This window comes from Paraburkholderia diazotrophica, from assembly GCF_038900755.1.
Classification (GTDB): Bacteria; Pseudomonadota; Gammaproteobacteria; order Burkholderiales; family Burkholderiaceae; genus Paraburkholderia; species Paraburkholderia diazotrophica_A.
In genome coordinates this window covers 144,916-165,954 of sequence record NZ_JBBPEN010000011.1, presented here as the reverse complement: position 1 = coordinate 165,954, position 21,039 = coordinate 144,916, and the positions used below count along the sequence as shown (strand labels likewise).

18 protein-coding genes, 5 tRNA genes and 1 pseudogene are annotated in these 21,039 nt (G+C 64.1%); 8 read left to right on the top strand and 16 right to left on the bottom strand.

All coding sequences use genetic code 11. The features are described 5' to 3' along the window. Nucleotides 1-18: 18 nt before the first annotated feature. The gene (gene alr / locus AABE10_RS29100) at nt 19-1,089 is read right to left on the bottom strand and encodes an alanine racemase (RefSeq protein WP_342936649.1); all 1,071 of its coding nucleotides are present in this window, start codon (nt 1,087-1,089) and stop codon (nt 19-21) included. 219 nt (nt 1,090-1,308) lie between these two features. On the opposite strand from alr, the gene lplT reads away from it, so the two are divergent. After that, a complete protein-coding gene (lplT, locus tag AABE10_RS29095) occupies nt 1,309-2,616 on the top strand; it encodes a lysophospholipid transporter LplT (protein WP_342936648.1) in 1,308 nt (435 codons plus the stop codon). Nucleotides 2,617-2,746: 130 nt separating this feature from the next. Further along, on the top strand, nt 2,747-3,553 hold the full coding sequence (thiD, locus tag AABE10_RS29090) for a bifunctional hydroxymethylpyrimidine kinase/phosphomethylpyrimidine kinase (protein WP_342936647.1): 807 nt from the start codon (nt 2,747-2,749) through the stop codon (nt 3,551-3,553). Between the two features lie 43 nt (nt 3,554-3,596). Here thiD and AABE10_RS29085 read toward each other — a convergent pair whose 3' ends face one another. Genes AABE10_RS29085 through tsaB form a run of 4 tightly spaced genes read right to left on the bottom strand, consistent with a single transcriptional unit; the run spans nt 3,597 to nt 6,979 of the window. Next, entirely contained in the window at nt 3,597-4,580 is a 984-nt protein-coding gene (locus AABE10_RS29085; protein ID WP_342936646.1) for a DUF1853 family protein, read from the bottom strand. Further along, nucleotides 4,577-5,656 (bottom strand): uracil-DNA glycosylase family protein, encoded by a 1,080-nt coding sequence (locus AABE10_RS29080; protein WP_342936645.1) that lies wholly within the window; start codon nt 5,654-5,656, stop codon nt 4,577-4,579. The genes AABE10_RS29085 and AABE10_RS29080 overlap by 4 nt, the downstream gene beginning before the upstream one ends. Next, the gene (rimI, locus tag AABE10_RS29075; protein ID WP_342936644.1) at nt 5,643-6,137 is read right to left on the bottom strand and encodes a ribosomal protein S18-alanine N-acetyltransferase; all 495 of its coding nucleotides are present in this window, start codon (nt 6,135-6,137) and stop codon (nt 5,643-5,645) included. The genes AABE10_RS29080 and rimI overlap by 14 nt, the downstream gene beginning before the upstream one ends. Further along, nucleotides 6,134-6,979, bottom strand: coding sequence for a tRNA (adenosine(37)-N6)-threonylcarbamoyltransferase complex dimerization subunit type 1 TsaB (gene tsaB, locus AABE10_RS29070; protein ID WP_342936643.1), 846 nt, complete (start codon nt 6,977-6,979; stop codon nt 6,134-6,136). The genes rimI and tsaB overlap by 4 nt, the downstream gene beginning before the upstream one ends. 158 nt (nt 6,980-7,137) lie before the next feature. Between tsaB and AABE10_RS29065 the strand changes: the two genes are divergently transcribed. The 3 genes from AABE10_RS29065 to aceA all read left to right on the top strand — a co-directional run bounded on the left by AABE10_RS29065 (nt 7,138) and on the right by aceA (nt 11,159). Next, nucleotides 7,138-7,407, top strand: coding sequence for an acyl-CoA-binding protein (locus AABE10_RS29065; protein ID WP_342936642.1), 270 nt, complete (start codon nt 7,138-7,140; stop codon nt 7,405-7,407). A gap of 399 nt (nt 7,408-7,806) precedes the next feature. Further along, nucleotides 7,807-9,459 (top strand): DEAD/DEAH box helicase, encoded by a 1,653-nt coding sequence (locus AABE10_RS29060; RefSeq protein ID WP_342936641.1) that lies wholly within the window; start codon nt 7,807-7,809, stop codon nt 9,457-9,459. Nucleotides 9,460-9,851: 392 nt separating this feature from the next. Continuing rightward, entirely contained in the window at nt 9,852-11,159 is a 1,308-nt protein-coding gene (aceA, locus tag AABE10_RS29055) for an isocitrate lyase (RefSeq protein ID WP_342936640.1), read from the top strand. Nucleotides 11,160-11,501: 342 nt separating this feature from the next. Here aceA and AABE10_RS29050 read toward each other — a convergent pair whose 3' ends face one another. Continuing rightward, nucleotides 11,502-11,936: a universal stress protein gene (locus tag AABE10_RS29050; RefSeq protein WP_012400765.1), complete on the bottom strand. Its 435-nt coding sequence runs from the start codon at nt 11,934-11,936 to the stop codon at nt 11,502-11,504. Nucleotides 11,937-12,194: 258 nt separating this feature from the next. Then, nucleotides 12,195-13,097, bottom strand: coding sequence for a LysR family transcriptional regulator (locus AABE10_RS29045; protein WP_087735403.1), 903 nt, complete (start codon nt 13,095-13,097; stop codon nt 12,195-12,197). A gap of 154 nt (nt 13,098-13,251) precedes the next feature. Here AABE10_RS29045 and AABE10_RS29040 point away from each other — a divergent pair, with 154 nt between their 5' ends. Together AABE10_RS29040 and aceB are read left to right on the top strand one after the other, a co-directional pair. Continuing rightward, entirely contained in the window at nt 13,252-14,052 is an 801-nt protein-coding gene (locus AABE10_RS29040) for a haloacid dehalogenase type II (RefSeq protein ID WP_342936639.1), read from the top strand. 82 nt (nt 14,053-14,134) lie between these two features. Continuing rightward, entirely contained in the window at nt 14,135-15,727 is a 1,593-nt protein-coding gene (gene aceB, locus AABE10_RS29035) for a malate synthase A (RefSeq protein ID WP_342936638.1), read from the top strand. 206 nt (nt 15,728-15,933) lie between these two features. On the opposite strand, the gene AABE10_RS29030 is transcribed toward aceB, so the two are convergent. Together AABE10_RS29030 and rraA are read right to left on the bottom strand one after the other, a co-directional pair. Continuing rightward, nucleotides 15,934-16,341, bottom strand: a complete 408-nt coding sequence (locus AABE10_RS29030) for a gamma-glutamylcyclotransferase family protein (RefSeq protein ID WP_342936637.1) — start codon at nt 16,339-16,341, stop codon at nt 15,934-15,936. Between the two features lie 46 nt (nt 16,342-16,387). Beyond that, nucleotides 16,388-16,882 (bottom strand): ribonuclease E activity regulator RraA, encoded by a 495-nt coding sequence (rraA, locus tag AABE10_RS29025; protein ID WP_342936636.1) that lies wholly within the window; start codon nt 16,880-16,882, stop codon nt 16,388-16,390. Between the two features lie 196 nt (nt 16,883-17,078). On the opposite strand from rraA, the pseudogene AABE10_RS29020 reads away from it, so the two are divergent. Next, nucleotides 17,079-17,966 (top strand): annotated as a pseudogene (locus AABE10_RS29020) (AraC family transcriptional regulator). Between the two features lie 108 nt (nt 17,967-18,074). On the opposite strand, the gene AABE10_RS29015 reads toward AABE10_RS29020, so the two are convergent. The 7 genes from AABE10_RS29015 to gltX form a co-directional block, all read right to left on the bottom strand. Next, the gene (locus AABE10_RS29015; protein ID WP_090864827.1) at nt 18,075-18,539 is read right to left on the bottom strand and encodes a GNAT family N-acetyltransferase; all 465 of its coding nucleotides are present in this window, start codon (nt 18,537-18,539) and stop codon (nt 18,075-18,077) included. Nucleotides 18,540-18,702: 163 nt separating this feature from the next. Continuing rightward, nucleotides 18,703-18,779: transfer RNA gene (locus tag AABE10_RS29010), tRNA-Asp, on the bottom strand. Nucleotides 18,780-18,857: 78 nt separating this feature from the next. Further along, a tRNA-Glu gene (locus AABE10_RS29005) sits at nt 18,858-18,933 on the bottom strand. 66 nt (nt 18,934-18,999) lie between these two features. Next, nucleotides 19,000-19,076: transfer RNA gene (locus AABE10_RS29000), tRNA-Asp, on the bottom strand. Nucleotides 19,077-19,155: 79 nt separating this feature from the next. Continuing rightward, nucleotides 19,156-19,231: transfer RNA gene (locus tag AABE10_RS28995), tRNA-Glu, on the bottom strand. Between the two features lie 144 nt (nt 19,232-19,375). Beyond that, nucleotides 19,376-19,451: transfer RNA gene (locus AABE10_RS28990), tRNA-Ala, on the bottom strand. 142 nt (nt 19,452-19,593) lie between these two features. Further along, nucleotides 19,594-21,003, bottom strand: coding sequence for a glutamate--tRNA ligase (gene gltX / locus AABE10_RS28985; RefSeq protein WP_342936635.1), 1,410 nt, complete (start codon nt 21,001-21,003; stop codon nt 19,594-19,596). Nucleotides 21,004-21,039: the final 36 nt, after the last annotated feature.

The following is a 21,039-nucleotide window of genomic DNA, read 5'->3' as shown; positions in this document are numbered from 1 at the left end:
GTCATGAGCCGGTGCCGGTCATTCGGCGCGCACGGGCACACGCTGCGCGACGGCGCACATCAGCTCGTAGCCGATCGTGCCGCATGCCTGCGCGACGTCGTCGATGGGTAGTTGCGCGCCCCACAGTTCGACGCGCGAGCCGACATTCGCTTGCGGGCAGGGCGAGAGATCGACGGTGATCATGTCCATCGACACGCGTCCGACGATCCGCGTGCGGATGCCATCGACGATGATGGGCGTGCCTTCGGGCGCGATGCGCGGATAGCCGTCCGCATAGCCGCACGCGACGACGCCGATGCGCATGCCTGCGCGCGCCGTATAGATCGAGCCATAGCCGATCGTGCTGCCTTCCGACAGCGTCTGCACGGCGATCAGCTCGGAGGCGAGCGTCATCGCGGGCTGCAGGCCCGTGTCCTTGATCGCGGAACTGACGCCCGACGGCGACGCGCCGTACAGCATCACGCCCGGCCGCACCCAGTCGAAATGCGCTTCCGGATACCACAGCGTCGCCGCTGAATTAGCGAGGCTGCGCGCGCCCGCGATGCCTTGCGCGCCGCGCTCGAACGCTTCCATCTGGTGAGTGATGCCGCGCTCGCTGTCCGCGTCCGAGAAATGGGTCATCAGCGTGATCTGGCCGACGCCCTGGCACGCGCGCGCGCGCTCCCACGCTGCGCGGAACCTGTCGGGCGTGTAGCCCAGCCGGTTCATGCCGCTGTTCATTTTCAGCTGGATGTTGACGGGCTTCGACAGCCGCGCCATTTCCAGCATGCGCAACTGCTCGTCCGAATGCAGCGCCGTCGTGAGGCTATAGCGGTCGATGACGTCGATATCCGTCGGCCGGAAAAAGCCCTCGAGCAACAAAATCGGGCCGGCCCAGCCCAATTCGCGCAACTTCACCGCTTCTTCGAGGTCGAGCAAACCAAAGCCATCGGTTGCGCGCAGCCCCGGAAAGGCGCGAGCGAGACCGTGACCGTAGGCATTGGCCTTGACGACGGCCCAGATCTTGGACTTCGGCGCATAACGGCGTGCAACTGCGAGGTTATTGGCGAGAGCGGCGGTGTGAATAGTGGCTGAGACTGGGCGCGGCATGGGATTTTTTCGTAAAGACACTGTCGAATCAGGAGCTTACAGTGCGTTTTCAACACTTCGTAGGCTGACGTGACAATGCGATCAAGGATACTGCTAGTCGGGATTTGTCTATTTTCGTGATATAAAGCCGTGCGCACAACCCATTTCGAACGGAATAAGCCCGGACGCGCCACTGACGGCCGGGGCGGACGGACCGCAGCGAGGACAGCATCGCATCAGATGAAAAAAGGTTTTTACACCATCATGGCCGCGCAGTTTTTTTCCTCGCTGGCCGACAATGCGCTTCTGATCGCTGCTATTGCACTGCTGAAAGATCTTCACGCCCCGAACTGGATGACGCCGCTGCTCAAGCTGTTTTTTGTGCTGTCGTACGTCGTGCTCGCGGCTTTTGTCGGCGCCTTCGCGGATTCGCGCCCGAAGGGCCGCGTGATGTTCGTGACCAATACGATCAAGGTCGTCGGCTGCGTGGCGATGCTGGTCGGCGCGCATCCCCTCTTCGCGTATGGCATCGTCGGCTTCGGCGCGGCCGCGTACTCGCCCGCGAAGTACGGCATTCTCACCGAGCTGCTGCCGCCTGACCGCCTCGTCGCCGCGAACGGGTGGATAGAAGGCACGACGGTCGGCTCGATCATTCTTGGCACCGTGCTCGGCGGCGCGCTGATCAGCCCGCACATCGCATCGCACCTCATCAAGCACACGCCCCACGCGATCCACACGCCCGCCGAAGCGGCGATGCTCATCATCATCCTGATCTACGTGATCGCGGCGCTCTTCAATCTGCGCATCCCCGACACGGGCGCCCGCTATCCGCGCCAGGAGCACGGGCCGATCAAGCTCATCACCGATTTCGCCGACTGCTTTCTCGTGCTCTGGCGCGACAAGCTCGGGCAGATATCGCTCGCCGTCACGACGCTCTTCTGGGGCGCGGGCGCGACGCTGCAGTTCATCGTGCTGAAATGGGCCGAAGTATCGCTCGGCATGTCGCTGTCGGAAGGCGCGATCCTGCAGGCCGTGGTCGCCGTCGGCGTCGCGGCGGGCGCGATGATCGCCGCCGCGCGCGTGCCGCTGAAGAAGTCGCTGACGGTGCTGCCCGTCGGCATCATCATGGGAATCGCCGTGATGCTGATGGCCTTCTATACGAAGCATCTGTTTCCGCCTCATTGGGGTGTGTACTACGGCAGGATGCACATCCCCGGCTATCTGATTTTCGCCTATGCCTTCCTGATGGTCGTCGGTGCGCTGTCGGGCTTCTTCGTCGTGCCGATGAATGCGCTGCTCCAGCATCGCGGGCACGTGCTGCTGTCGGCGGGCCACTCGATCGCCGTGCAGAACTTCAACGAGAACCTGTCCGTGCTCGTGATGCTGTGTCTTTACGCCGTGCTCGTGTGGCTCGACGTGCCCGTTACCGTCGTGATCGTGCTGTTCGGCACCTTCGTCTGCGTGATGATGTGGCTCGTGATGCGCCGCCATCAGGCCAACCAGCGCGCGTTCGATTCGGTTTCGCTGATCGGCGAAGCGCATCACTGAGATCCGTTCGCCGGTCCGCTGCGTATTGTTCTTCGACTACGCTTTGACTGAGCGTCGACTGCGCTTTCTCTGAGCATCGTCCGAGGGCGCGCCATGCGCCCTTCGCTTTTCAGGCTTTCCAGGTTTTGCCATGACCCGACCGATTCCCAACGTCCTGACGATCGCCGGCTCCGATTCCGGCGGCGGCGCCGGCATTCAGGCCGATCTCAAGGCTTTCTCGGCGCTCGGCGCGTACGGCGCGAGCGTGATCACCGCGCTGACGGCGCAAAACACGCGCGGCGTGACGGCGATTCACACGCCCGATCCCGCGTTCGTCGTCGCGCAACTGGATGCCGTGTTCGACGACATCCGCATCGACGCCGTGAAGATCGGCATGCTGGCGAACGCGTCGATCGCGCGCGCCGTCGCTGAAGCGCTGCGCCGCCACAAGCCGAAGCATGTCGTGCTCGACACTGTGATGATTTCGAAGAGCAATCACGCGTTGCTCGCGCCCGAAGCCGTCGATGCCGTGCGCGACGAACTGCTGCCGCTCGCCGATCTGCTGACGCCGAATCTGCCTGAAGCGGCCGCGCTGCTTCGCGCGCCGAGCGCCGCGGACGAGGCCGCGATGGTCGACCAGGGCGAAGCGCTGCGCAAACTCGGCGCGCGCGCGGTGCTAATGAAGGGCGGCCATCTCGCCGCCGCCGACAGCCCCGACTGGCTCATCCAGGACAGCGGCACAATGCGTCTTGCCGGCCCGCGCGTGCCCGTGAAGAACACGCACGGGACGGGCTGCACGCTGTCCTCGGCGATCGCGGCATTGATTCCGCAGCGCGACGACCTCGCAAGTGCTGTCGCCGATGCGAAGGCCTATCTGACGGGCGCGCTCGAACAAAGCAGCCGCCTCGACGTCGGTCATGGCGTCGGACCGGTGCATCACTTCTATCGCTGGTGGTAACGGCGGGACGTAGCAACCGCGCGATGTCACGCGTCGTGTTGCGTCACGCCTGACGCGTCGGCCGCCGCGCAAACGCTTGTGCCCGCTCCGGCCAGTCGTCGGGCACGATGAAGCCGCGCGAACGCTCGGCCCAACGTCCTTCTGCATTCCGGACGAATGCGGCCACCATCGTCGGTGCCGTCTGCTGCATCAGTTGCTGCGCCAGCGTTTCCGCTGAAACGAAGCTCGACGCATGCTGGCTGTCGTGGATGCGCGGCGAAAGCCATTCGAGCCTCGGCAGCACGATCCACGCATCCGCATGACCGCTGGAAAACGATGGCCAGTCGGCCTGCGTCGACCACCAGCCGCGCGCGTGCGCCGGATCGATTTCGGCGGCATCGCGCTCGTTCATACCGTTGCGATAGAAAAGCCAGCCCTTGACGAACATCTGCGCGTCCCAGGGCCCGCGATGGCCCAGCGACGCAAACTCCTCGCGCGCGCTCAGCCGCAACTGATGATCGAGCAGATGCGCGAGCTTCAGATCGAAGCGGTCCTGGAGATTCGGGCCCACGTAGTCGGCGAGCTCCGCGCGGCCGTCGCCCGCGTGCAGATAGCATTTGACGGCCAATTCCCAATGCAGCCGCCGGCCCGTCGGCGTCTCGACGAGAAAATCGCATTCGCCAAGCGTGATGCCTTTGCGCCGCAGCGGCACGTTAGCGGCGACCAGCCGCGCGGCCGGACCGTGGGACAGGAACCACGCGAGCAGACACTCGGCGTAGCGGCCGAGGCGCGTCACGCGCGCGGCCGCGATATGCCGGTGCAACGCGGTGGGATCGGCGTCCTGCGCGTCGAGCCAGTCCATCGTCGCGGCCGCTGCATCGGGTGACTCGAACGGCTTGGCGAGCACGCCAGATGGCGGTTGCGAGCGCAACAGATCGGGACTGAACAGGAGCCACGCGATGTCACGCACGGCGGCGTCGGACAGCGCATCGAGCCGGGCCGTCGATGGCGCCTCGAACGAAGCGGTCGGCCCGGCCGCGTCCATCATTTGGATGCGCCCGCTTGCGTGTCTTGCGGCGACGCGTTGCGCCAGGCATCGCGGGCGAGGCACAGGTCCTGCCACGACTTCGCCTTGTCGCCGAGGCTGCGTAGCAGGTACGCCGGGTGGTATGTGACGACCACGGGCACGCCCTCGTATTCGTGGACGCGTCCGCGCAGCGACGAAATGCTCGCGTCCGTCTTCAGCAGGCTCTGCGCGGCGAAGCGGCCGAGCGCGACGATCAGCTTCGGCTTCACGAGCGCCACCTGCCGCTGCAGATACGGTTCGCAACGCGCGACTTCGTCCGGCTCCGGATTGCGGTTGCCGGGCGGGCGGCATTTGATCACGTTGGCGATATACACGTTCATGCCGCGCGCAAGACCGAGCGAGCGCAGCATGTTGTCAAGCAGCTTGCCCGCCTGGCCGACGAACGGCTCGCCCTGCTTGTCCTCGTTTTCGCCGGGTGCTTCGCCGATCAGCATCCAGTCGGCGTCGCGATCGCCGACGCCGAACACCGTGTTCGTGCGCTTCTCGCAGAGGCGGCAGCGCTCGCACGCCGACACGCGTTCTTCGAGCGCACTCCAGTCGAGCATGTCGACAGCAGGTTGCGGCTGGCGGGCGACTTGCGCTTCGGCGCGCGACGGCGGCTCGGCGGGAAGGTCGTCGAACCATGCGAAGTCGTCGTCGGGTGGCGCTGCTTCCGTGTCGGCCGCGGGCGCGCGGCGGGATGGCTGCGACATCGCCCGTTGCGTTTCGTCCGACGTCGTTTCGCGGCGTGACGTCGGCGCACCTTGCGGCTCTGTTTGCGGCTCGTCCTGCGGTTGGCTTGCGTCGCGCGACACAGCCGCGCTGGCCGTTTCGGTGCTGTTGCCGTTATCGCCGCCGGCACTCACGGCGGCGGCTCGAACGGCCATATCTTCGCCGCGAGCCTCGATATCTGCGCTCGCCGTGGCTCGAGTTGCGGCATCGGCGCTTTCCGCCTGCGATTGCGCATCGTCAGACGCGGCCGCGCGCTGTGCGATCCCTCGGCGCATCCACATCGGCGCAAGGCCGAGTTCTTCCAGCGCGGATTCATGCAGCGCCATCTGCGCCCTCCTTGTCGAAACTGAAACGCATCACGATGGCGTCCTCCCGGCTGCGATGCCGCGCCGGATAATAGTTCTTGCGGCGGCCAATCGACGCAAAGCCGAAGCGCTCGTACAGCTTGATCGCGCGATGATTAGACGGCCGCACTTCGAGCAGCATTCCAGCGAGCCTTTCAGTACGCGTCACCCGAACGGCTTCGCGCAACAGCGCAAGACCCGCGCCCGCGTGCTGCGCGGCGGGCGCGACGCACAGGTTCAGCAGATGCATCTCGTCGACGACGGGCATCAGCACGCAATAGCCGATCAGCGTGCCCGTCACGTGCCGCAGACATATGCCGAAATAACCGTTACGCAGCGAGTCTTCGAAATTGCCGCGGCTCCACGGAAATTCATAGGCGAGCTTTTCGACTGCCGCGACCTCGTCGAGATCGCCCTCCGTCATCGGCGACATATAGCGGTCCGCCAGCAGCACGCCGCTCATCGCGTGCCCTCGCCTTCGGCGGTATGCGCCGTATGTGTCGATGGCGCCGATGACCCCGGCGCCGCCGTTTGCGCATGCTGCGCGGCTCTCGCGGCCAGGCGCTCTTCCGTGGTCTGCGCGACCTTGTCGCGGATGTACTCGGGCGCCGCCTGGTCGGCGGGCAGCGTGCGGCCCGCGCGGAACGCGCGCAGCGCGGCGAATGCGATCGGCAGCGCGTGCGGCACGGCTTCGTGATCGACGGTTCGCGCCGCGCTCGCCGCCTTCAGACGATCGCCGAATGCCGCAGCGGCATTGCCCGCCAGCGTGAACGGCTGATCCGGCAAGTCGGGCGCATCGGGCGAGCCGAGCGCGGCGGAGTGGACCGTGCGCCACTCGCCCGCGTCGGTATCCCATGCGTAGTCGGCCCAATAGACCTCGTCCATGCGCGCATCGAGCGCGGCAAGCACGCGCGTGGCCGACGGGTCGCGCCGGCGCGCGCTCTCGGCGCACGCGAGCAGCGTGCCGACGGGCACCACGGGGCAATTCAGTCCGAATGCCAGTCCTTGCGCAACGCCCGTCGCGGTGCGCAAGCCCGTGAACGAGCCGGGCCCGGCGCCGAACGCGATCGCGTTGCAGTCGGCGAGCGAGAGGCCCGCTTCGTCGAACAGTTCGCGGATGGCGGGAAGTAGCCGCGTGCTGGAGACAGCGCCCGTCGACTCGTGGCGCACCCAGACGCGCGATTCGGGAGCAGACGCGTCCGCCTCTTCGGCCGATGACGTGTCATCGGCGGATTCGGTGGACAACAGGGCGACCGAGCAAAATTCGGTCGAAGTATCGAGGGCAAGCAGCACGGTTTTCGTCATGACCGCTATTGTAATGCGGCGCCCAGCGTCGCCGGATGCGAACGCGACCGGGCCTGCGAAGCGATCCGTTTGGAAGGATCGCTCCAGCCTCACACGGCCGCGCGCCGGGTCTCGCTTGCTATGATCGACGCCCTATCTCGAAAAGCATGGAGGATCTGATGAGCGACGTGGACGGTCTCTTCGCGAAGGCACAGGAAGACGTGAAGCAACTGCCGGAGCGTCCGGGCAACCTCACACTGCTGCGCCTGTACGCGCTCTTCAAGCAGGCCATCGACGGCGACGTGCACGGCGACAAGCCCGGCTTCACCGATATCGTCGGCAAATACAAGTACGACGCCTGGGCCGCGCTGCAAGGCACGGCGCCCGATACGGCAAAACAGCAATATGTTGAGCTCGTCGAGTCGCTCAGGAACGGCACCGAGGTTTGAGCGATACCGCCACACCGGCGGAACAAGCCGCCGATTCCTCTTACGAATCGACGGCTTTCGTTGAGACAAGTCTTAATGGTGGCGCAGTGCAGCAAATATCGATATAATGCGGTCTGCGCTTCACCGCTTTGGCGGAAAAAGCGTCTCGAAACGTTTTGCTCCAATCCAGTTTAGAACCTGTCCCCTCCTGCAAGGCCCCACGGGCCGTCAAGTCCAGGCTGGCGGCAAGCCAATCCCGGCCTGTCGCATTCGATACAGCTTCTAACGAGAAACTCGCCTTCATTGTCGCGAGTTGCCCCCGTTTTTCGATTTGCTCGCTGCTTCTTTGCTCGCTGAATCCGACGACTTGGGTATGCCGATTGGCGCCGACGTATTACTTCCCATGTTTCAAGGATTCTCATGACTTCGAGCAATACCTCCAGCCCGCTGAACGCCATCGCCGATCAAGCCCTCGGTCTCGACACGCCCGACACGGCCGTGCAAGCTCCCGAAGCTGAAGGCCCGACGTTCGCTGAGCTGGGTCTGTCGGCGGAGATCGTCTCTGCACTGACGGCAGCCGGCTACAAGACGCCGACCCCCGTTCAGCAGCGCGCCATTCCCGCTGGCATCGCTGGCCGCGACCTTCTGGTGTCGAGCCCGACGGGTTCGGGCAAGACGGCTGCGTTCATGCTGCCCGCCATCGAGCGTTTCGCCCAGCTGCAAAAGACGCAAGCCAGTCAGCCGCGTGAGCCGCGCGAGAACAACGGCGGTGGCCGCGGCCGCCGTCCGATGCCCGTCGCGCGTCCGGGCCTGCTGGTCCTCACGCCGACCCGCGAACTCGCGATGCAGGTCACGACGGCCGCTTCGACCTATGGCAAGCACCTGCGCCGTCTGCGCACCGTCAGCATCCTCGGCGGTGTCGCGTATGGCCAGCAGTTGATGCTGCTCGCCAAGAACCCCGAAATTCTCGTCGCGACGCCTGGCCGTCTGCTCGATCATCTGGAGCGCGGCCGCATCGATTTGTCGCAGCTGCAGATGCTCGTGCTCGACGAAGCGGATCGCATGCTGGACATGGGCTTCATCGACGACATCGAGACGATCGTCGCCGCGACGCCCGCCACGCGCCAGACGATGCTGTTCTCGGCGACGCTCGACGGCAAGATCGGCTCGCTGACGGGCCGTCTGCTGAAGGATCCCGAGCGCATCGAGATCGTCCAGCGCATCGAACAGCGCACGAACATTGCGCAGACCGTGCATTACGTCGATGACCGCGATCACAAGGATCGCCTGCTCGACCATCTGCTGCGTGACGCCGGCCTCGACCAGGCGATCGTCTTCACGGCGACCAAGAGCGACGCCGACATGCTGGCCGGCCGTCTCGCCGACGCAGGCTTCGAATCGGCTGCGCTGCACGGCGATCTGCCGCAAGGCGCGCGTAACCGGACGATCCGCGCGCTGCGCGAGCGTCGCGTGCGCGTGCTGGTCGCCACCGACGTCGCGGCTCGCGGTATCGACATTCCCGGCATCACGCACGTGTTCAATTACGATCTGCCGAAGTTCGCTGAAGACTACGTGCACCGTATCGGCCGCACGGGCCGCGCGGGCCGCTCGGGCATCGCAGTGAGCCTCGTGCATCACGCCGAACAGGGCGCGCTGAAACGCATCGAGCGCTTCGTGCGTTCGACGCTGCCCGTCAACGTGATCGCCGGCTTCGAGCCGCGCAAGGCGCCGCCGGCCAACGGCCGCGGTGGATTCGGCGGCCGTGGCCGTCCGAACGGCAACGGCGGCCGACGCTTCGGCGGCAAGCCGGGCTACGGCTCGCGCGACGGCGGCGGCAATGGCGGCGGCTATGGCGCACGTGAAGGCAACGGCGGCTACGGTGCTCGCGAAGGCGGCAACGGCGGCCGTAGCTGGGGCAACAACCGGCCCGCAAGCGGCTCGCGTGACGGCGGCTCACGCGACGGTTATCGCAGCGAAGGCTACCGTGGCAACCGCGAAGGCGGCTATTCGCGTGACGGCGGCTACGGCGCACGCCGCAACGACGGCCCGCGCAACACGCGCCGCGGCGATTAAACCGCTTGAGCTCGGGCTCTCGAACGTCTGACAAAGGCGGACGAGAACACCCAGACATGAAAAACCGACGCCCCGGCGTCGGTTTTTTTATGCCCCAACTCGCGTTTCACGATGCGAAAAAAATTTTTGCGTCGTAAAAAATCGTGCTGCGTGGCACAAGAACGGCTGTTGCAGGATGGAAAATTTCATTTCTCAATGCGGAACGATGGACGTAAATACCTGAAAAACAATGAAATAAAATCGCCGAAAAAGACTTGGTGATGTCTGTTCGGACTACAGCCTTTTGCCTAGACTCTTATATAAGACTTCGCCCAACGAGATGCCTCCGGCAGTCCTCGCTTCGTGGAAGTCACGAGTCCACCGAACCCTCTTCAGGCAAAAAGGAGCACACCATGTCGCGTAACGAACAGGCAAAGCAACTTCAACAACAATGGGAAACCGATAGCCGCTGGAACGGCATCAAGCGGAGCTACACGGCGGAAGACGTCGTGCGCCTGCGCGGCTCGCTGCAACCCGAGCACACGCTCGCGCGTCGCGGCGCCGAACGGCTGTGGAACGGCATGAAGGAAGAGCCGTTCGTCAACGCGCTCGGCGCGCTGACGGGCAACCAGGCGATGCAGCAGGTCAAGGCCGGTCTGAAGGCCATTTATCTCTCAGGCTGGCAGGTCGCCGGCGACGCCAACGTGGCGGGCGAAATGTATCCGGACCAGTCGCTGTATCCGGCGAACTCGGTGCCGCTCGTCGTGAAGCGCATCAACAACACGCTCACCCGCGCTGACCAGATACAGTGGTCGGAAGGCAAGAATCCGGGCGACGAAGGCTATATCGACTACTTCGCGCCGATCGTGGCCGACGCCGAAGCCGGATTCGGCGGCGTGCTGAACGCGTTCGAGCTGATGAAGGCGATGATCGAAGCGGGCGCCGCCGGTGTGCACTTCGAAGACCAGCTTGCTTCCGTGAAGAAGTGCGGCCACATGGGCGGCAAGGTGCTCGTGCCGACGCGCGAGAACGTCGCGAAGCTGACGGCCGCCCGTCTCGCCGCCGACGTGTGCGGCGTGCCGACCGTGCTGATCGCGCGTACCGACGCGGAAGCCGCTGACCTGATCACGTCCGACGTCGACGACAACGACAAGCCGTTCCTCACGGGCGAGCGCACGGTGGAAGGCTTCTTCCGCACGAAGCCGGGCCTCGAGCAGGCCGTGTCGCGCGGTCTTGCGTACGCGCCGTATGCCGATCTGGTCTGGTGCGAAACGGGCAAGCCGGACCTCGAATACGCGAAGAAATTCGCCGAGGCGATCCACAAGGAATTCCCGGGCAAGATGCTGTCGTACAACTGCTCGCCGTCGTTTAACTGGAAGAAGAACCTCGACGACGCGACGATCGCGAAGTTCCAGAAGGAACTCGGCGCAATGGGCTACAAGTTCCAGTTCATCACGCTCGCCGGCTTCCACGCGCTGAACTACTCGATGTTCAACCTCGCGCACGGCTATGCGCGCCAGCAGATGAGCGCATTCGTCGAACTCCAGCAGGCCGAGTTCGCGGCTGCCGAAAAGGGCTTCACAGCCGTGAAGCATCAGCGCGAAGTGGGCACGGGTTACTTCGATGCCGTCACGCAGACGGTCGAGCGCGAAGCATCGACGACTGCCCTGCACGGTTCGACGGAAGACGAGCAGTTCTTCGACAACAAGAAGGTCGCCTGAACGGTCTGACGCTGTCTGACGTCGTCTGACCGCGGCGGCTACAGCGGGCGACGATATGCGCCTTTCGCACGCAGCATCGTGAAAAACGGCCCCGCAGGGGGCCGCTTCCCTACCCGATTCGGACGGCCGCTGAAGGCCGTCCGAATACGGACGCAGCGAACCTGAGAGATACAACACGGAAGCGAAGTCGGCCCGCATGACGCGCCGATGCAATTGGAAATACGCGCGCCGGCTATCCGCTGGCGCGCGTCCTTTCAGACGTCTTGAGTCAAGATCGCGACCTCCGCGAACTGCCCGTCAGAAGGCCCGCGAAGCACCAGGCACGTGGGCAGAAGCCGCGTGCTATCGATAGACAATCACCGGAATTTTCGTATGCGTGAGCACGCGCTGCGTCTCGCTGCCGATCAGCAGACTGCCGAGTCCGCGCCGCCCATGCGACGCCATGAAGATCACATCGCAGCCGCCCTGCTCGGCCGCTTCGATGATGCCGAGATACGGCGATGGATGCACGCTCGTCTGGCTCGTGCATTCGACACCCGCGCCGCGCGCAGCCTCCTCGACCTCCTGCAGATGCTGACGCGCTTCGCGCTCGCTGCGGTCCTGAAAGTCCACGGGCGGTTCGATCACGACTTCGGAAAACGGCGAGTACGGATATTGCGGCAAGCACGCATACGCGGTGACGCGCGCGCCGACTGCCTGAGCAAGATCGATCGCGCCGTCGATCGCTTTTTTCGACAGATCCGAACCATCGGTCGGTACGAGGATGTGCTTGAACATGGTGCCCTCCGTCGTCGACTGCAGGTGTGGGAAACGCCCGGTTGCCGCTCGCCGCTTTGCATCGTTACGAGCGCGCCGATGCGTGCGCTCATGCATTTCGAATCGCCTGCGTCGCGCCGGCAGCGAAGCGGCGCGGCAGGCCGTCAAAACGATTGTAGTGCGCCGAAATGTAGTGCAACGGGCGCGTGCGGGGTTGTCCGCATATCGGAAACCCGCGCGGGCTCTGACGTTCCGCTTGCAATCCGGCACACGCCGAAATCAACCCCAATACGCCGGATCGCCGTACGTATGCTTGAGAAAATCGAGGAAAAGTCGCACGCGCAACGGAAGGTGACGGCGTTGCGGAAACACCGCATGAATGCCGATGGGCGGCGCGGCGAATTCGTCGAGCACGCTGACGAGGCGCCCCGCCGCGATATCCATGCCGACTTCCCACCACGAGCGCCACGCGAGTCCATAGCCTTCGAGACACCACTCGTGCAGCACCGCGCCGTCCGAGCATTCCATCGTGCCCGATACCTTGATCGTCACGACCTTGTCGCCCTGCTGGAACATCCAGCCGCGCTGCTGATTCGCGCTCGCGCCGAGCGCGAGGCAATTGTGATGCGCGAGATCCGCGAGCGTCTGCGGCGCGGGACGACGCGCCAGATAGGCTGGCGACGCGACGCATACTCGTTTGTTCTCACCCAGTCTCAACGACACCAGCGACGAGTCGGGCAATTCACCGAGCCGTATCGCACAGTCGAAACCTTCGTTGACGAGATCGACCATGCGATCGGACAGATCGAGAGAAATCGTCACGTCCGGATGCGCGACCGTGAACGTCGGCACGAGGGGCGCGACATGCCGGCGGCCGAAACCGGCCGGCGCCGTCACGCGCAAATGGCCGCTCGCCTTCACGCCGCCTGCGGACACGCTGGCTTCCGCGTTCTGCATGTCGTGAATGATGCGCTGGCAGTCTTCGAGAAACGCCGAGCCTTCGTAGGTCAGCGTGATGCGCCGGGTCGTGCGCACGAGGAGCTTGACGCCGAGGCGCTCTTCGAGCGCGTCGATGCGGCGGCCGATGATCGCGGGCGCGACGCCTTCCGCCTGCGCGGCCCCGGACAGGCTGCCGCGCGCCGCGACGGTCACGAAAGTCTCGATCTGCTTGAAGCGGTCCATCTGCGAATGACTGCACGCGTCGATCGCGCACGAATTAGGTGATGCGCGTCAGATTAGGTTGATGAAAGTAAAAGATCAAGTGATCTTTAGAGTCTTTTTAAGTACATGCCGTCACGAATAGAATCAACCCGACCTCTGAATGGAGCGCATGGCGATGTCGGCCACAACGACACTCTTCCCCAAAGCAGTGATTTTCGATGCATACGGCACGTTGTTCGACGTGCATTCCGTCGTCGCTGCGGCGGAGCAGATGTTCCCCGGCCACGGCGATGCGCTCTCGCAGTTGTGGCGGCAAAAGCAGATCGAATACGCGCAGTTGCGTACGCTGTCCGATCCGGCCGGCGCGCGCTACCAGCCGTTCTGGAACGTAACGCTCGACGCGCTGCGCTTCTCCGCTCGCAAGCTGGGCCTCGCGCTGACCGCGGCCGGCGAAAAGCGCCTGATGGACGAATACGCATGCCTTTCCGCGTTTCCGGACGTGCTGCCCGCGCTGCGGCAGCTTCGCGGCATGCGCGCCCAGGAAAGCGCCGCGCCGATCGGTCTCGCGATTCTCTCGAACGGCAATCCGCAGATGCTCGACATTGCTGTCAAAAGCGCGGGCATGGCTGGGATGTTCGATCACGTTCTCTCAGTGGATGCCGTGCGCGCGTTCAAGCCGGCGCCCGTGAGCTACGCGCTCGGCACACAGCCGTTCGGCGCGAGCGCGCGCGAGATCGTGTTCGTGTCGTCGAACGGCTGGGACGCGAGCGGCGCGAACTGGTTCGGCTACACGGTGTTTTGGCTCAACCGCCAGGGCGCGCCCGCCGAGGAACTGGGCGTCGCGCCGCATGGCATGGGCAGGAGCATGAGCGAACTGATCGCGTTTATCGACAACCTCGCGTCGTCCGGGACAGCAGAGAAAACTGGCAGACGGGAGAAAGGCAGCAACCGCGCGCGCCACAGCCCTGGTGCATGACGACACGCCCGCACGCTACTGAGACGACGCATTGCAATTGCATCAACAAGCACCTTTAGAACTGACCGACCAAGGAGAAATCATGGTGAACACGCTGTCGCTGCCGCAGGGCATGACCATCACGGGCGAGATCAAGCCCGGATTCGAGACCATTCTCACGCCGCAAGCGCTCGAACTCGTCGCCAGCCTGCACCGCACGTTCGAGCCGCGCCGCCAGCAGCTGATGAAAGCGCGCGCCGAGCGCGCAAAACGGCTGGACGCCGGCGAGCGCCCCGACTTTCTCGCGGAAACGAAGAGCATCCGCGAAGGCGACTGGACGATCGCGCCACTGCCGCAGGATCTGCAATGCCGCCGCGTCGAGATCACGGGTCCCGTCGACCGCAAGATGATCATCAACGCGCTGAACTCGGGCGCTGATTCCTACATGACCGATTTCGAGGATTCGAATGCGCCGAGCTGGGACAACCAGATCACCGGTCACATCAATCTGAAAGAAGCCGTGCGCCGGACGATCTCGCTCGAGCAGAACGGCAAGTCATACACGCTGAACGACAAGATCGCGACGCTGATCGTGCGTCCGCGCGGCTGGCATCTGGACGAAAAGCACGTGACGGTCGATGGCCAGCGCGTGTCGGGTGGCATCTTCGACTTCGCGCTTTTCCTGCATCACAACGCGAACGAGCAACTGTCGCGCGGCACGGGCCCGTACTTCTATCTGCCGAAGCTGGAAAGCCATCTCGAAGCGCGTCTGTGGAACGACATTTTCATCGCCGCGCAGGAAGCCGTCGGCGTGCCGCGCGGCACGATTCGCGCAACCGTGCTGATCGAAACTATCCTGGCCGCGTTCGAAATGGATGAAATCCTGTACGAGCTGCGCGAGCACAGTTCGGGTCTGAACGCCGGTCGTTGGGACTACATCTTTTCGGCGATCAAGAAGTTCAAGAACGACAAGGACTTCTGCCTCGCGGATCGCTCGCAGATCACGATGACGGTGCCGTTCATGCGCGCCTATGCGCTGCAACTGCTGAAGACGTGCCACCGCCGCAACGCACCGGCGATCGGCGGCATGAGCGCGCTGATTCCGATCAAGAGCGACGCGGCCGCGAACGAGAAAGCGATGGCCGGCGTGCGCTCCGACAAGGCGCGCGACGCGACGGACGGCTACGACGGCGGTTGGGTCGCGCATCCGGGTCTCGTGCCCATCGCGATGGACGAGTTCGTGAAGGTGCTCGGCGACAAGCCGAATCAGATCGGCAAGCAGCGCGCCGACGTGCAGGTGACGGGCAAGGACCTGCTCGACTTCCGCCCAGAAGCGCCCGTCACGGAAGCGGGCCTGCGCAACAACATCAACGTCGGCATCCACTACCTGGGCTCGTGGCTCGCAGGCAATGGCTGCGTGCCGATCCACAATCTGATGGAAGACGCGGCGACGGCGGAAATCTCGCGATCGCAGGTCTGGCAGTGGATTCGATCGCCGAAGGGCAAACTTGAGGACGGACGCAAGGTGACGCCTGATCTCGTGCGCGAACTGACGGCCCAGGAACTCGACAAGGTGAAGGCCGTGATCGCAGGCGATACGAAGCCCTACGATCGCGCGGCGCAAATCTTCAGCGAGATGTCGACGTCAGAAAACTTCACCGAATTCCTGACGCTGCCGCTTTACGAAGAACTCTGAGCATGACGATGCGTGCCGGACGGTTAGCCGCTGCTTGCGGCCTTACCGCCAGGCGCGCGACGCGATAGCTCGACGGTTGACCGACCGGGAATGGCCTGGCGGGCGTCATGCCTGCTGGGCCGTTCTTTTCCCGCTGCGGATTTTTGTCGCTTCGACTTTCTGCAAACGGGATGCGCCCCCAACGAACGCCCCCGCCTCCGTTCCGATCAACGCCCGTTCGAACGCCGGTGCGCAACCCAGTCGCCCGAACGAATCTCCGGCAATCCTTTGACGGCCTCGTGCTGCACCGGATAGTAGCGGCACGTGATGGGCGCGCCTTCGATCTCGACGGTCACTTCATGCGGCACGAACAGGCCCTCGACACCCGGATAGACCTGCTCGATCTCATCGAGCACGGCGATCAGCCCGTCGTCGATTTCGTAGACATCCCCTTGCACGTGAATGCCCGCGTCGTCGGGAACGAAACCCGGATACGCGCCGAAGTCGAAGAGACGTCCGCGCACGGTGGCTGAACCGATCAGCGTGGGTGCCGCGATGTCGTTGCGCGCCGCCGCGGCGCCGATGTCGTTGATTTCGCCGGCACGCAAGGTGCCATATACAAAGACGTTTCGCATCCGTTCACTATCCTCGATCGAACAAGACTTGCATCGGTCAATACGGTCACGCGAGCGATGCGCTTGCGACCAGCACGCCGTCGATATCCGCATAGACCCATTCACCTGGACGCACTACCGATCCGGGCAGACGCACGGGTACATCACGCTCGCCGCCGCCGCGTTTCTGGCTGCGCTGCGGATTCGTCGCGAGCGCAACGATGCCGATATTGCATTCGTTGAGTTCAAACGCGTCGCGCACGCAGCCGAACACGACAATGCCCGCCCAGCCGTTCTTCTCGCCGATCTTGCCCAGGTTGCCGCCGACGAGCGCGCAGCGCAGGCTGCCGCCCCCGTCGATCACCAGTACGCGCCCGGCGCCCTTCTCTTCGAGCGTCGCGCGCACCAGCGTGTTGTCTTCGAATACCTTCAGCGTGACGGCCTCGCCGCCAAAACTCGCCGCACGGCCGAAACGGGTGAATACGGGATCGAGCACACGCAACGTGCCCGCGGCCAGTTGGTCTTCATGCGCATCACACAGATCTGCGGTTGCGAAGTTCATAAACGCCCTCCTGTCGAAACGGATTCAGTGCATTATGCCGCGCCATTTCGACGATGTCCCATCGGCCGTTCGGCTAATGTCGGGACGACGCGCAGGACCCTACAATGACATGCATCGGGGTGGCTCGGCCCGCGCTGCTGTGCGGCGCGGCCGTCCAGCCCCCGCAGTACAGCCCCGCAGTTCAGCCCATTACGTCATGACTGAAGCCGCCCGTTCAACTCCGCCCGCTGCCGCGAAAGCCCCGACTGGGCTATCGACACGCGTCGATTTCGCCGACATTCCGCCCTAATTCGCGCCGACGCCGACGCATCCCATCCGCGTGCGCTCGCGGCCGATGCCCGCGGGCGTGCGCATCGCGCGCCACACGCACGCGTGGGCGCAGGTCGCGTATGCGTCGCGCGGCGTGCTTCGCGTCGGCACGTTCGGCACCACGTGGATGGTGCCGCCGTCGCGCGCGATCTGGGTGCCGCCTTACGTGCTGCACGAAGTGGTGATCGTCGAAGATGCATTTTTGCGCACGCTCTATGTGAACGAGGTGGCCGTGCCGGCGGGCCTGGATACGTGCCGCGTCGTCGAGGTGTCGGGGCTGCTGCGCGAAGTGATTGCCGCACTCGATACGCCGGGCCTGCAGCCGGATCGCGAGCGGCTGCTCGGCTCGCTGGCGCTCGACGAGATCACGCGCTCGCAGCCACTGCCGCTGTCCGTGCCGATGCCAACGGAAAAGCGTCTGCGCGCGTTATGCGAAGCAGTGCTCGCCGATCCCGCCAATGCCGACTCGCTGGAGCGATGGGCATCGACGGCCGGCGCGAGCACGCGCACGATCGCGCGGCTCTTTCGGCAGGAACTGGGCGTGAGCTTTTCGCAATGGCGTCAGCAGGCCGTGCTCGCCCGCGCGATTCCGTTGCTCAGCCAGGGGCGTCCGCTATCGCATGTCGCGCGCGAGTTGGGGTATCAAAGCCAGAGCGCGTTTTCCGCAATGTTCAGGCGTGCGTTCGGAGAGAGTCCGCGAGCATTCATGCTTCGCGGCGCAGAACACCGGCGAGACGAGCCGGAGCGCGAAGAGGATGACGACGCTTCGATGTGAGCGCGCGGGCAAGGGCCGTGCGTCGATGCAAGGCAAAGCTCGACGACCGCCTGAACGCAGGCGCCAATCGTGACTCGTGATCGATCGACAGGGCGCCGCTGACGTCCCTCAGACGCGCCGCGCCATATGCCGGATCGAGCCCAGTTGCGCGAGACGCGGGCCCGCGAGCCGATAGCCCATCCGTTGATAGAGACGCGCGGCGGGATTGTCGACGAACACGCGCAGTTGAAGTTCGGAGAGCCCCCGGGCCCGCGCCCAGCGATGCGACGTATTCAGCAGATACGTGCCCGCGCCGCGTCGCCGGTGGCCTTCGGCAATCTGCACATCGCGGATGTGCAGCGAGTCGCCCTCTTCAGTGATGCGCAGCACGCCGATACGTTCGCCGTCCACTTCGAGAATGAAGTTTTCCGACTCGCGCCAGCTCGCGAGAAACAGGTCGCTGCGCCACACGAGGTGATGCCGACGGTAGTACCCGCCCATGTTGTTGCGCGTCAGCGCTTCGGCGAACTGGAAGTCGTCCATGCTGGCCTTGCGCAAGTAGAAGGGAGACGGATCGTCGGTCGGGTCGAGCATCGCGCGGGGACGAAAGGTTCGGTCCGCACAACGTTAAGACAGGCGGGACGCGCTGGCAATGGCTGTTTGCCCGACAGCGATCCCGGCGGCATTGCAGACGCAGACTACAGATTGCGGGCAAAAACAAAAAAGCCCGCTGACGATTCAGCGGGCTTCATGTTTCTGGCGGAGCGGACGGGACTCGAACCCGCGACCCCCGGCGTGACAGGCCGGTATTCTAACCGACTGAACTACCGCTCCAGTCTTGCTACCTGACTTGCGAGCGTCGGTTAGCTCCCGCAAGCGCATCGCTTGATCTCATCAAGCAACGCCAGTATCTGGCGTCCCCTAGGGGATTCGAACCCCTGTACTCACCGTGAAAGGGTGATGTCCTAGGCCTCTAGACGAAGGGGACAACGTGCTTCACACACTACTGCTTACACCTTTAATGAAAAAGCCCGCTCACCGAACGGGCTTAATCTGGCGGAGTGGACGGGACTCGAACCCGCGACCCCCGGCGTGACAGGCCGGTATTCTAACCGACTGAACTACCACTCCAGTCTTGCTACCTGACTTGCGAGCGTCGGTTACTTCTCGCAAGCGCATCACTTGAATCTCATCAAGCAACGCCAGTATTTGGCGTCCCCTAGGGGATTCGAACCCCTGTACTCACCGTGAAAGGGTGATGTCCTAGGCCTCTAGACGAAGGGGACATAATCTTTTCAGATCTGTCTCGTTCCTGCTGCTAACTTCACTCAACAGCAGCGAAGACCGCTATTCTAACTGCTCTACTACTGCTTGTGAAGTCTTTTTTGCTACAACTTCCGGCTAACCGGAACGACTTCACTTTGTTCTGATGGTGGAGGTAAGCGGGATCGAACCGCTGACCTCTTGCATGCCATGCAAGCGCTCTCCCAGCTGAGCTATACCCCCTTGCAGAACAGAAGCGAGATTGTAGATAGCAATCTTCGCTTTGTAAATACCTCTTGAGTCGATTCACGCAATTTTTTTGCGACGCCGCGTCGTCCATACGACGCGGCTTCTTCGACCCATCCAGCTTATGACTGAGCGACGTTCACGCGAGCGCCTTTTCGATACGACTCACGACCACGTCGCGACCGAACAGCATCAGCACGCTATCGATCGAAGGCGTATGCGTCGTGCCCGCGACCAGCAGGCGCACGGGCATCGCGATCTGCGGCATCTTCAGCTTGTGCGCGCCGAGCGTCGCCTTCAATGCGGCGGCGATGCCCTCCTTCGTCCAGTCGCAGGTCTTCAACGCGGCACCCAGATCGGCAAGCGCGGGACGCACCGCGTCCGTCACGTGCTGCCCGAGCGATTCCGCGTCTGGTTGGGGCTCGCGATAGAACATCGCGGCGTTGTCCACGATTTCCTTCACCGTCGACGCGCGATCCTTCATCAACGCAATCACGGCCGCGAGATCGGCGCCCTTTGCGAGCGCCGCGTCGTCGATCCCGAGCGTCGCGAAGAACGGCTTGCTCAGTTCAGCAAGGCGCGCGTTGTCCGCTTCCTTGATGTAGTGATTGTTCAGCCAGTTGAGCTTGTTGTGGTCATACTGCGCGGGCGACTTGCCCAGATGCTCGAGATCGAACCATTCGACGAACTGCTCGCGCGAGAAGATCTCGGCATCGCCGTGCGACCAGCCGAGCCGCGCGAGATAGTTCAGCACGGCCTCCGGCAGATAGCCCGCGTCGCGATAGCCCATCACGCTCATTGCGCCATGACGCTTGCTCATCTTTTCGCCCTGCTCGTTCAGCACCGTCGGCAGGTGCGCATAGACGGGCGGCTCGGCGCCGAGCGCGCGCAGGATGTTGATCTGGCGCGGCGTGTTGTTGACGTGATCGTCGCCGCGAATTACGTGCGTGATCTTCATGTCGAGGTCGTCGACGACCACGCAGAAGTTATAGGTCGGCGTGCCGTCCGGACGCGCGATCACCAGATCGTCGAGCTCTTCGTTCGAGATTTCGACGCGCCCCTTCACCGCGTCGTCCCACGCGACGACGCCCGTCAGCGGGTTGCGAAAGCGCAGCACGGGCTCGATGCCGGCGGGCGGCGTCGGCAGCACCTTGCCCGGCTCGGGGCGCCATGTGCCGTCGTAGCGCGGCTTTTCGCCCGCGGCGCGCTGGCGCTCGCGCAGCGCGTCGAGTTCTTCCGTCGACATGTAGCACGGGTACACGAGCCCCTGCTCCCGCATCTGCGCGAGCACCTCGCGGTAACGATCCATGCGCTGCATCTGGTAGAACGGACCTTCGTCGTAGTCGAGGCCGAGCCATTGCATGCCTTCGAGAATCGCATCGACGGACTGCTCGCTCGAGCGCTCGACGTCGGTGTCCTCGATACGCAGCACGAACACGCCCTTCATCTTGCGCGCGAACGCCCACGGATACAGCGCGGAGCGGATGTTGCCCAAGTGAATGAAGCCGGTTGGGCTCGGTGCGAAACGGGTGCGAACGGGAGTGGTCATGTGTCGTAACTCGAAGACGGACGCCGGCGCCGGCGG

What these genes read in the sequence shown, in the direction of transcription:
- AABE10_RS29015 (WP_090864827.1), bottom strand. Translation starts at nt 18,539, where the DNA reads ATGCTCGACCCGACCGACGATCCGTCTCCCTTCTACTTGCGCAAGGCC.
- alr (WP_342936649.1), bottom strand. Translation starts at nt 1,089, where the DNA reads ATGCCGCGCCCAGTCTCAGCCACTATTCACACCGCCGCTCTCGCCAAT.
- AABE10_RS29065 (WP_342936642.1), top strand. Translation starts at nt 7,138, where the DNA reads ATGAGCGACGTGGACGGTCTCTTCGCGAAGGCACAGGAAGACGTGAAG.
- gltX (WP_342936635.1), bottom strand. Translation starts at nt 21,003, where the DNA reads ATGACCACTCCCGTTCGCACCCGTTTCGCACCGAGCCCAACCGGCTTC.
- lplT (WP_342936648.1), top strand. Translation starts at nt 1,309, where the DNA reads ATGAAAAAAGGTTTTTACACCATCATGGCCGCGCAGTTTTTTTCCTCG.
- AABE10_RS29040 (WP_342936639.1), top strand. Translation starts at nt 13,252, where the DNA reads ATGTCGGCCACAACGACACTCTTCCCCAAAGCAGTGATTTTCGATGCA.
- AABE10_RS29050 (WP_012400765.1), bottom strand. Translation starts at nt 11,936, where the DNA reads ATGTTCAAGCACATCCTCGTACCGACCGATGGTTCGGATCTGTCGAAA.
- AABE10_RS29060 (WP_342936641.1), top strand. Translation starts at nt 7,807, where the DNA reads ATGACTTCGAGCAATACCTCCAGCCCGCTGAACGCCATCGCCGATCAA.
- aceB (WP_342936638.1), top strand. Translation starts at nt 14,135, where the DNA reads ATGGTGAACACGCTGTCGCTGCCGCAGGGCATGACCATCACGGGCGAG.
- aceA (WP_342936640.1), top strand. Translation starts at nt 9,852, where the DNA reads ATGTCGCGTAACGAACAGGCAAAGCAACTTCAACAACAATGGGAAACC.
- tsaB (WP_342936643.1), bottom strand. Translation starts at nt 6,979, where the DNA reads ATGACGAAAACCGTGCTGCTTGCCCTCGATACTTCGACCGAATTTTGC.
- AABE10_RS29045 (WP_087735403.1), bottom strand. Translation starts at nt 13,097, where the DNA reads ATGGACCGCTTCAAGCAGATCGAGACTTTCGTGACCGTCGCGGCGCGC.
- AABE10_RS29030 (WP_342936637.1), bottom strand. Translation starts at nt 16,341, where the DNA reads ATGCGAAACGTCTTTGTATATGGCACCTTGCGTGCCGGCGAAATCAAC.
- thiD (WP_342936647.1), top strand. Translation starts at nt 2,747, where the DNA reads ATGACCCGACCGATTCCCAACGTCCTGACGATCGCCGGCTCCGATTCC.
- rimI (WP_342936644.1), bottom strand. Translation starts at nt 6,137, where the DNA reads ATGAGCGGCGTGCTGCTGGCGGACCGCTATATGTCGCCGATGACGGAG.
- rraA (WP_342936636.1), bottom strand. Translation starts at nt 16,882, where the DNA reads ATGAACTTCGCAACCGCAGATCTGTGTGATGCGCATGAAGACCAACTG.
- AABE10_RS29085 (WP_342936646.1), bottom strand. Translation starts at nt 4,580, where the DNA reads ATGATGGACGCGGCCGGGCCGACCGCTTCGTTCGAGGCGCCATCGACG.
- AABE10_RS29080 (WP_342936645.1), bottom strand. Translation starts at nt 5,656, where the DNA reads ATGGCGCTGCATGAATCCGCGCTGGAAGAACTCGGCCTTGCGCCGATG.